8 protein-coding genes and 1 tRNA gene are annotated in these 9,738 nt (G+C 41.9%); 3 read left to right on the top strand and 6 right to left on the bottom strand.

What is annotated here, in order from left to right; translation table 11 throughout:
* Window positions 1-3: 3 nt before the first annotated feature.
* The 6 genes from M595_RS11300 to M595_RS11325 all read right to left on the bottom strand — a co-directional run bounded on the left by M595_RS11300 (window position 4) and on the right by M595_RS11325 (window position 8,008).
* Window positions 4-1,353, bottom strand: a complete 1,350-nt coding sequence (locus M595_RS11300) for a glycosyltransferase family 4 protein (protein WP_023066326.1) — start codon at window positions 1,351-1,353, stop codon at window positions 4-6.
* Window positions 1,354-1,498: 145 nt separating this feature from the next.
* A complete protein-coding gene (locus M595_RS11305) occupies window positions 1,499-3,232 on the bottom strand; it encodes a glycosyltransferase family 39 protein (RefSeq protein WP_052001755.1) in 1,734 nt (577 codons plus the stop codon).
* 53 nt (window positions 3,233-3,285) lie between these two features.
* A complete protein-coding gene (locus M595_RS11310; protein WP_023066300.1) occupies window positions 3,286-3,651 on the bottom strand; it encodes a hypothetical protein in 366 nt (121 codons plus the stop codon).
* A gap of 402 nt (window positions 3,652-4,053) precedes the next feature.
* Window positions 4,054-5,646: a hypothetical protein gene (locus tag M595_RS11315; RefSeq protein WP_023066330.1), complete on the bottom strand. Its 1,593-nt coding sequence runs from the start codon at window positions 5,644-5,646 to the stop codon at window positions 4,054-4,056.
* 146 nt (window positions 5,647-5,792) lie between these two features.
* Window positions 5,793-6,029 carry a CDGSH iron-sulfur domain-containing protein gene (locus M595_RS11320; RefSeq protein WP_023066352.1) on the bottom strand — a complete coding sequence of 79 codons (237 nt, stop codon included), beginning with the start codon at window positions 6,027-6,029 and terminating at the stop codon, window positions 5,793-5,795.
* Between the two features lie 269 nt (window positions 6,030-6,298).
* On the bottom strand, window positions 6,299-8,008 hold the full coding sequence (locus tag M595_RS11325) for a DMT family transporter (protein WP_023066334.1): 1,710 nt from the start codon (window positions 8,006-8,008) through the stop codon (window positions 6,299-6,301).
* Window positions 8,009-8,724: 716 nt separating this feature from the next.
* On the opposite strand from M595_RS11325, the gene rplS reads away from it, so the two are divergent.
* The 3 genes from rplS to secE form a co-directional block, all read left to right on the top strand.
* Window positions 8,725-9,108 carry a 50S ribosomal protein L19 gene (rplS, locus tag M595_RS11335; protein ID WP_023066321.1) on the top strand — a complete coding sequence of 128 codons (384 nt, stop codon included), beginning with the start codon at window positions 8,725-8,727 and terminating at the stop codon, window positions 9,106-9,108.
* 120 nt (window positions 9,109-9,228) lie between these two features.
* A tRNA-Trp gene (locus tag M595_RS11340) sits at window positions 9,229-9,301 on the top strand.
* A gap of 258 nt (window positions 9,302-9,559) precedes the next feature.
* Window positions 9,560-9,738 (top strand): preprotein translocase subunit SecE (gene secE / locus M595_RS11345; RefSeq protein WP_023066292.1); only part of this gene is annotated, 179 nt, incomplete at its 3' end.

The following is a 9,738-nucleotide window of genomic DNA, read 5'->3' on the forward strand; positions in this document are numbered from 1 at the left end:
TTATTAAGCCGTATGAAACTCTTTAGATGTTAACTTGTTAGACTCATTAGAGGAATCAGAAACTGTATTGGAACTTTCTAATACAGACTCATAAACTTCGTGCATTTTCAACGCCTTGTTACTCCAGACAAATTCTTTGGCTCTTTCAACAGAATTAACAGACATTTGAGTTCGTAATTGTTGATCTTCAACCAATATTTTGATCTTTTCTTTTACCTGTTTCACAAGATATTCACGGGAACGAGGTTCAATTTTAAATCCTGCTTCTTCTGTGACATATTCGCCAATTCCACCATAATCAACGACAATACAGGGAAGTCCACAAGCCATTGCTTCGATTACAACTGCCCCTCCAAATTCTCGAATTGAGGGAAAACAAAATACATCGGCTTGTCTGTAGTAATTAACTGTTTCTTGTTGGGGAATCCAGCCTGCAAAGTTCACCTGACTACCTAAGTGCAAATCCTGCACCATTTTCTCTAGATTCTCTTTTTCGGAACCATCCCCTACGATTGAAAGTTTAATTCGATTTTGCAGGGAAGATTTTAATTGACCGATAGCTTCAATGACAACATCTGCACATTTATAAGGAACCAATCGCCCGACAAACAAGAGGTTAATCGGACGATCTGAAATTTGATATCTTTCTACTTCCATCAGAAAGTCATTCTCAATTCCATTTTCATATAACAGAGAAATGCGATCATCAGGAATAGCAAAGAGTTTTTGCAATAGATTGAAAGTGTAGGTTGAACCCGCCAAGATATGAGAGGCTTTTTTGTAGGTTTCGACATAACCCGGAATTAGGTATCGGCCTAATGCTCTTAAAAAGTTGAGACTGGCACTTTCTTTTTTAGCCGTTTCTTTAAACCCTTCCGGAAAGGGAATACCTCCATTGACAGGGCCTAATAAAAAGGGAGTATTACTCTTTTGACAAGCTTTGATAATCTTATAAGGATATCGTGGCATCATCGGAGTGATTGCATGAACAATATCGTATTCTCCTTGGAGAACTTGCTGCTTAAAAGCTTGATAAACACGGTGATCAAATTCTGCATAAACCGGATAGCTGAGTAAATGATACAAAGGCCAGTTTACCCGGCCTTTCATCGCTACACTGGCAACCGATTTGTAATACTGTTTTATAGCGGAACTTTCGGATATATAAACAACATTATATCCTTTGTTTTCAAGATTGGGTTGATTTCTTGCGTGGGTTACTACGGTGACATCTGCAATTTGATAGATTTCTTTAAAGTAGTTAAATCCCTCTAAAGGAACAGATGACCAATCGGGATTACATTGTTCTACGATCAGTAAAATTTTTAATTTTCGATTGTTTAACGGTTGCATTTTTCTGTCTCGCCGATGACTGGTTTATTGTTAAAGCGTTTGACATTAGAGGTTTCCTCGGGTTGAAGATCGACTTGGGTTGCTCTCGCGTCATTATTTTACAATAAATTTTCAATTCCAGTCAATTTATTACGTTAACTTTAACTTAAATTTGATCCGATTCACAGCGGTACATTCGTAAATGGTAGCCCGGAACTTCAGATTTAAAATCGGGATCATCACTACAGTTGTGCATTTCGGGTTCAAAAGGGGCTGCAAAATTGATTAACCATAAATTCAACGGTCGGCTAGAAAGATCTACCGTTTGACTCAGCGTGTTCATGGGAATCTCCGGATGACCTAACTTTTGGGCGAGTAAAAATTGGGGAAAATTTGTTAAGGTTCCCAACCGTTTTAACTGCCAAGCAATACTCATCATTTCTCCAGTTTGTTCGTGACTTTTATGAACGGTAGCAATTAATGTCGGAATATTTGGCGTTAACCGTTCAGCAATATACTGAGCGGCTAAATCAGAACGATCTGGTTTTTGATAAGCTAAATGAGTTGCAACACTTAATGATCCAATCAACCCTACAAATCCAATCAATACAATAACCTTTCGTCGCCAATTCTGTTGTCCAGGATTTTGCCAACTGACCGCAAAGCTCGCTGCAACTAAAAGAATAATTGCTGGAAAATAGGTGAAATGATAACGAGCAACCAGTGTTAAGTCAATGCTAAAAACATAGGTGATCGTCAGAATAATTAAAATAGCACTTGCAATTAATCCCGTTAAAATCTCTTGAGAAAATCGCCAGCTTTGAGATTGTAGTTTCCAACTGTTATAGATTAGTTTCCCCGTAACAATAATCGCTCCCAACAGGATAACGCCTGAAATCACCGAAACCAATAACGGCTGATTCTCAACAGGCAACATCACAATCATGGTTGTAATCCAAGCCATTAATCGAACAATCGGTTCAAGAAAATTACCCACCGGATCACCATGAAATGTCCAGCGAATCAACTCACTTTCTGGGTTAGAAATATCGAGAAAAATCGGCAGCCAAACTAGACCTCCGATTGTACTCCCGATCATGGCGATATAAATATTTTTCCAGACTTTCCAAGACGGAACTTTAAACGGTTTAAATTGACAATTTTTTAACCAAAATCCCCCCATTACTAGACCTTCAGCACCCAGAGTAAAAATAAAAAAGAAATGAACAGCAATTCCCAGGGTATTGATGATAACCCACAGAAATGCTACCCAAACAGCTAAAGAATTTTTTTGTTGGATTTTATAAATTGTTGTAATTAAGCAACCAAGGGATGCTATAATCAAAATTACCGCTAAGGTGTAGTGTCGGGCTTCCTGTGCCAAATACACGCCATAGGGAGAAATAGCCATCAAAGCGGCTGCCATTTGTCCCACGACACGGGAACGAAAAGTAACCCAACCCAATCCAAACATCGCCGGAACGGTAGCCGCCCCCAGTATAGCACTCAGCGATCGCGCTCCCCAAATCGACACCAAATCTCCATCCTGACCAAACAGCCACACCCAAACATGAGTCAGCATGAAATACACAGGTGGATGATTGCTCTCCCGCAGTAAATTTTCAGGTACAGACCCAATCGATAAACTGGCATCTAGTCTTAATGGAGAAAGCAAAGTGTCTAGGGAAATCGGCACATCAAACGGTAAACTGCGGAAACTCTGGCCTAAACTAAAAACTAATGTCGCAAATTCATCACTCCAGATTGGTTTAGAAGCCAGCAGTATCATCCGTAAGACTAAGGCTAGTATAAACCAAATCCCCAACCCAACCCAATGAATATGATGACTTCTGAAGCTTTTGTTCAACTTCTTAACGGCGTCTGTGGATAGGGACTTCATAAACTTCACGTCAGCTTTTCATTAAAAAATATCAAAATTCGCGTTATCGCCGTTTAGGTAGGATATTCAGGGCTATCGACAAAATGAACTGTCAACACAGCATAAGCCATCGGTGAAATTTGGTGAGGATTTCCGGAGGCCGAATCTATTTCTATCGTTTCTACCTGATCACCAAACTCCCGACGCAAACGAACAAAACGTTCAGCCGGACAAGTTCGAGATCCGCTAAACTGCAAAGCCAATAGATTCACCCCTGGCGTTAATTTAGCGTTAGGTTGAGCAAGTTCTAGATCAGAAATTCCGAGTGATTGTTTATATTCGGTTGTCATTGAAAAAGATACAGAAGGTTGACTCGCCACAGGTATCAATACCGCATCATCCGCCATTAAAGACAAGACAAAACCTCTCGTTAACCACATTCCAATAACTCCTACTCCTTTTCCCTGACAACGCTGCGATCATTTCTCGACAAAGCGCTCTTAACCAGTTGGTAATCGGATTAGAGTGATGTTTAGCAAAACAGTCAAATTTTTGACTAATAAAAATTTTAACAGCAAACGCTCAGGTTTGGGGAGTTGATAAAGATTGGTTAGGCTGACCAAAAAGCAAGGGAAAAAAAACGGTATAGCCAGCCCTGACAATTCTTCTGGGGAGTTCCACACATTCCGGGATTATTCCGGATCATTCATTTCAAATCATAACAGCCGGCTCCTTTTCTGCCCTAAAGTAGAATTCTGAAGATCCTTCTAAGGTACTCAGACAAATTAGATTTTTCTTTTCTTTTCAAGGGATGAATAGTTTAAATATCTTTGAGTTAACCTTTAAAAACTGCGTTCAATTTTCAAAGATTGACCCATCGATATTTTTTTAATCTCCGGTGTTAAATCTAACCATGGTTGTAATTGACCGGGTTGAAACGTCCGACTCATTACTACATAAATAGACGTTTGATCGCTACCAATTCCGGCAGAAGTTACCCCTTTCCAAGAAGCAGAAGATAATTCGTCTGTGATTTTCCATTGATGATTTTCCCACTTAAAATTTCGTTTAAACCGAAAAGGAGCAGGTTGCTTTCCAGTGATTAATATTTTTTGTAAAAGTTTCCGAATTAAGTTCGGGAAAAAACGCCCAAACGTTAGCATGACTACTCGTAATATAATTAACTTAATGGGAGACATTTGGGTTTGTTTTGCCCAACCGAGTTGTCCTTCTATTGTAATCTCATCTTGTTGGACTTTAACTTGATAAGAATCCATTAAATGACTGACTGCATTTTTTAACTTTCTTCCTTGTCGAACTTGTAAAGATAAATGAGTATCAGAAGCGACTAAATTATCTGCATCAAATAACTTAAAAACTCCCCCTTTATTCAGTGCAATATATAACTCAACTCCAGGTCGGCGTTTAATCAAAATCTGCGCTTCCTGCAACCAAATACTTCCCACATCACGCGGCATGGGTTGAGGACGTTCCGGAATAAAATCTTGCCACGCTAAGAGATAATTCCAAGTATGATGACCAATAATATGATCATCACCATAACAGGGGGCTAAACCCTTTTCTAAGCCTTGCAAAAATTGATCATTAATTCGCAGTGCATCTGGAAGCCAAAGCCCCACCAACTCAAAGCCATGAGGAAAGAAGTTATAAGTATTGCGACTGGCATATTCGCCCCCATAGCTACCATCTGGATGAATAAAATGAGCCGCTAATTCAACCGCTTTGGAAAGCACATCTTTTAAGCGATTATCAGGTTTCAGACGATCAAGTTGTGCTAAAATAGAAATGGTTAAAGTATGATAGCCTGGGTCACAACCTTCGTATTCTTTAAACCATCCTTCTGAACTTTGCCAAGATAATAACCGTTCTAAACGAGTCGCTATTGTTCGTCGCCATTTAGAGGTTTGTAACAGTTGTCCTAAGCGTTCTAAACACAAAATAATTAACGCTTCATGGTTCGATAATTGACCGCTTTCGTAGTGACTAGCCAGCCAATTTGCTCGACGTTCAAAAAATTTTAACGCCTCATAATCCATCAACCCGAGTAATATATAACTTTCTAGACCTGCCAGTAAAGAAAAAGCCGCTGCTCCTGCCGCTCGTTCAAAGGGAAAATAATCATCACAGGAACCATCTCGATGGGCAGTATGTGCTGCGTAAAGAATGCCTGCTTCTACCCATTCTCGCAACATGGGTTGTTGATAATAAGGGTTCTCTGGAATATTAGTCTCATACGCCAGAGCTAACGGCCAGACAAACTCCTGCGCCATTCCACTGGGGAAATCAATAATTTTATAATGCCAAAAATTGCGGTCAAAACAGCCATAGGTTGGGCTGTGGGGATTGCGGTCTAACAGAGTTAGAATTTTAGGAATTTGGGCTAGGGCTTCACGGGCGAATAGGTCTCTACTCACGATTTAAAACAGAAGTTTGCGAATGCACAGAATATTAATATAACACCTCATTTTACCAGGTTAATCAATAAAATCTCTATCCTCAGATTTGAGAATAGAGACTCAGTTTTGCAAGAGTTTAACGCTAGGGTCTACAGGTGATGAGTCTATAGGCGAGTATGGGAACCATCACAGAAGGGTGTATTCTTTGTATATTTACAGAGACAGAGGGCGACAGATTTTTTTTCAGTGAGTTCAAATACAACTGGGGTAAATTCTGTTCCTTGATGAGAACCATCACAGAAGGGTTGTTTAGCTGAATGACCACAACTACACCAATAGTAAGTGCCGGGTTCAAGTTCCATTACTGTTGGTTTTTTATCAAAAATTTTGGGTTCGCTCATCGTATTTGTGTTCTCCTATTTTGAAGGTTTTATCTCTAGTTTTAGTTTAGGGTAATCTTTTTGACGTGAAAAGTAGATACTTTGAAGTGGGTTAGTATCCTAGAAGATACTGGAGTTAAAAAATAACCGATCAAAACCTATAGATTAATTAGTATAACTCTCCGTAGTTTTTCGTTTGAGTTTAAATACAAAAAAATACGCCTACAGGAAAAATAGACGCAGTAGTTTTTCAAAAAAGGTAGAGTTTAAAAGCTGTTATTTTTTCAGGTTTAAGCAGCTTTTTTCTTAGCCTTGACTAGACGTTCAAAACTCATAGCACCGACCCCTAAAATCACCAAAGCCATACCAAGAATTTGCTTAGGGGTTAAAGCTTCACCAATGATAAAAAAGGCAAATAAAGCCGTTAAAGCGGGGCCAGATGTACCAATAATTGAAGCCAATGCAGCACCCGCAGAACGAATGGCAAAGTTCTGAAACAGATAGCTACAAAGGGTGAGAACACCGAGAACAACTCCACCAAACATTAAACCTTGCCAAACATTGACATCAACATCCATACTCAAGTTGTCAGGCAAGAAGATTAAACTCACACAACAGAAGACAAAAATCGAAGCAAAATTCACCAAACTAAACGGAATGGGATGCAACTTTCCGGCTGCCATTTGTGTCAGTAATACATATCCGGCAAAAGCAACCCCAGCACCCACCGATGCAATGATTCCCACTTGAGTATTTCCGGCTGCACCCCCAAAGAAACTCGGAAGACAGAGAACACCTCCGCCTAGAATGATCACCATAGCAATCACACGAATTAACGTCGGGCGATCGCCAAACAGCCCCCAAGAAGCCAAAACCGTGACAATAGGATAGATAAAGAAAATTGTAATCGCAATGCCAGTTGGAATCTCTCCAATGGCAATATAGATGCACACTTGAGACAAAAACAAAAAGAACCCGCTACCAATGACGGTTAACATCAAAGAAGTATCACGGGACTGAATAAAGCGTTTCATATCGCTCCAAACTGCCGGATACAAAAAAGTGGCAACAACAGGCATTAAAGCCATAACCACAATCATTCGGAGTAACAGAATTAACAGCGAATTCCCGAGTCCCGGTGAGATAATTCCCTCAATTTCAAATAACCCAAAAATCTGACGAGGTTCAGGACCTTGGAGAATAATTTTGAGACAAACGTTAAACAACGACAGCGCGACGGCGGACATTAACGCCAAGAATAAACCCAACTGTACTGAGGAAGTAGGTTGAGTGGGTGGAGAGGGGGGTTTTGAGCCTTCTATAACCGTTGGTTGAGGACGCACAGGGCTAACGGACGGTTTTGTTGAGGTTTCAGGTTGATTTTCCCCGTTTGGGATCGCAGAACGATCAATTTGATTTTTTAAGCGGCTAACGACTGTTTCTAGCAACATCTCAACTTGCTGTTCGAGACTTTGCATATGAGATAACCGTTGCGATAAGTCGCTTTGGTAAGTGCTTAACTCCTGCTGCAATTCACGAAATGTATCATTGAGACTGGTATCTAAAACCGCTTCCAACTCCGTCGCACTTAAATCAGACTGTAAAGAAGACGGGAGTTGCAACCCCGAGGGATCAGTTGTTAGGAGGGGTTGGTCAGAGGATGTTCTCAGCCGATTAATTCGTGCGACTAACTCCCGTTGTAGGTTACTAGCTAACACCTGAGCAAGCTGTTTCAGCCAGACTTGTTGTTGGGCGAATTGCCGCTCAGAAAGGGCTTGTTGGTGTTGATTTTGTAACTTGTCGTACTGGTGATGGAGTTGTTCAATATTTTCAATTAGGCGGTTTTTATCTTTCTGAAGCCGTTCAATGTCAGCAGATAATTCATGTTTAACCTGTTGATGGACCGTTTCGAGTTGCTCAATTAAAGAACTCAAGATGGCTTCCGATGATCGAGTTTCCCCAGATCTAGAAGGTGGCGGTTGATTATCTTGTATGCCCATTAGCGATTAACCTCTCAATGGATTTGCGAGTTGGAGCTAATCCGCCGCCAGCAGCTCTACGCCTTGGAGTGCGACTGTTTTCCCAAAAAGGGATGCAAGAAAGGCACAACGGGTAACAATGGCGGGGCGGGATTGGTATTTCCTGCTTCTCACTTCAAACTAGGGGTGAAGTTTTCACCCTCTAATCATTAGGATACCCTTACAGATGGAGGCTGTGATCTTTCTAGGCTGTCCCAACTTCCCCCAGGATGTTTTGAATCAAGTCGCACAATTGCAGAGCAAAGTGTTGCACTTTGGAGTATCTGATGCCTGCTTGATTGATCTCCGGTGGGAGATTGAGGCGTTCGAGGGCGGACTTGCAACCTATAATAACCTCTCAGGTACAGTTAATAGGGAATAGGCGCTTCTAGCAATAGGGAAAAGGGGAAAGGGGAAAGGCAACAGGCAATAGGCGCTCATGCAAAAGGCAACAGGCGCTCATACAAAAGGCAATAGGCGCTCATGCAATAGGCAACAGGCAAGATCTCCCCACCTCCCCCTGCACCCCACCTCCCCACCTCCCCACCTCGCAACTCCCCACCTCCCCCTGCACCCCCCCTCCCCACCTCGCAACTCCCCACCTCCCCACCTCCCTACCTCCCCACCTCCCGCTCATGGGATTGACCAATAATCTAACGCATGAGTATAATAATGGATCGTGAGTTTTGTATGTGATCATGCACACGAAAGAGATTATCCGTTCGATAGAAACCGAAGAGATCGAAAATCTCAAAAGTCAGAAGAAACAGGAACTTCCCCTGATTTATGTCGGCGATACCGTCAAAGTTGGAGTCCGAATTCGAGAAGGGGGAAAAGAGCGGATTCAGCCCTATGAAGGGACTGTGATCGCCATGCGAAATGGTGGAATCAATGAAACGATTACGGTACGCAAGATTTTCCAAGGGGTAGGAGTGGAACGGGTTTTCCTGTTACATTCTCCTCGAATTGCGAGTATCACCGTTATCCGTAGAGGTCGAGTCCGGCGGGCGAAGCTTTATTATCTGCGCGATCGCATTGGTAAGGCAACCCGAGTCAAGCAACGTTTTGACCGTCCCGTTTAACACTCTCTGCTGACGCCTGATGAGCTGCTGACTGTCTCCAAATTTTTTCGCAATTTTTTGCAGTTCAGCCAGCAGAATATGTTATACTAGAAAAAGCGTCAGTAAATTAGCGGCAGCGATGCGTCCTTAGTTCAGTTGGTAGAACGCAGGTCTCCAAAACCTGATGTCGAGGGTTCGAGTCCTTCAGGGCGCGCTGAACAATCTTAAGACCCAGGCGGAGTAAAGTTCGTCTGGGTAACTTGTTCGGAAATCGCACAGAGCAAAGAAGAAGCCGCAGCCCCATCCGGCGAGACTCAATCTGGTCGGTGAAATCCACTCCCCTGAAAAACTTGAGATTCGTTGGAGATTGAGAGTTGGCTGTAGCACTGTTGAAGTGCTATCATAAACTATTTGAGTTTGTTCAGCCAAACTGAGAAGCGGTCACAGTCGAGTATTGCAAGGGGAAGTTACCGTGGCAAAAAAAGATGAAGCAGGGACTAATCAATCCCCAGCAGGGTTTAACGTCGTTGACTTTTTCAAAGAAACAAAAGAGGAACTCGATAAAGTCGTCTGGCCTAGTCGTCAGCAGCTTTTTAGTGAATCAGCGGGCGTATTGCTGATGATCATGCTATCAGCAACCCTAATATACCT

It is taken from the genome of Lyngbya aestuarii BL J (assembly GCF_000478195.2).
Classification (GTDB): Bacteria; Cyanobacteriota; Cyanobacteriia; order Cyanobacteriales; family Microcoleaceae; genus Capilliphycus; species Capilliphycus aestuarii.

Coding starts and splice junctions, on each gene's coding strand:
- M595_RS11300 (WP_023066326.1), bottom strand. CDS start 1,353: ATGCAACCGTTAAACAATCGAAAATTAAAAATTTTACTGATCGTAGAA.
- M595_RS11305 (WP_052001755.1), bottom strand. CDS start 3,232: ATGAAGTCCCTATCCACAGACGCCGTTAAGAAGTTGAACAAAAGCTTC.
- M595_RS11310 (WP_023066300.1), bottom strand. CDS start 3,651: ATGTGGTTAACGAGAGGTTTTGTCTTGTCTTTAATGGCGGATGATGCG.
- M595_RS11320 (WP_023066352.1), bottom strand. CDS start 6,029: ATGAGCGAACCCAAAATTTTTGATAAAAAACCAACAGTAATGGAACTT.
- M595_RS11325 (WP_023066334.1), bottom strand. CDS start 8,008: ATGGGCATACAAGATAATCAACCGCCACCTTCTAGATCTGGGGAAACT.
- rplS (WP_023066321.1), top strand. CDS start 8,725: ATGCACACGAAAGAGATTATCCGTTCGATAGAAACCGAAGAGATCGAA.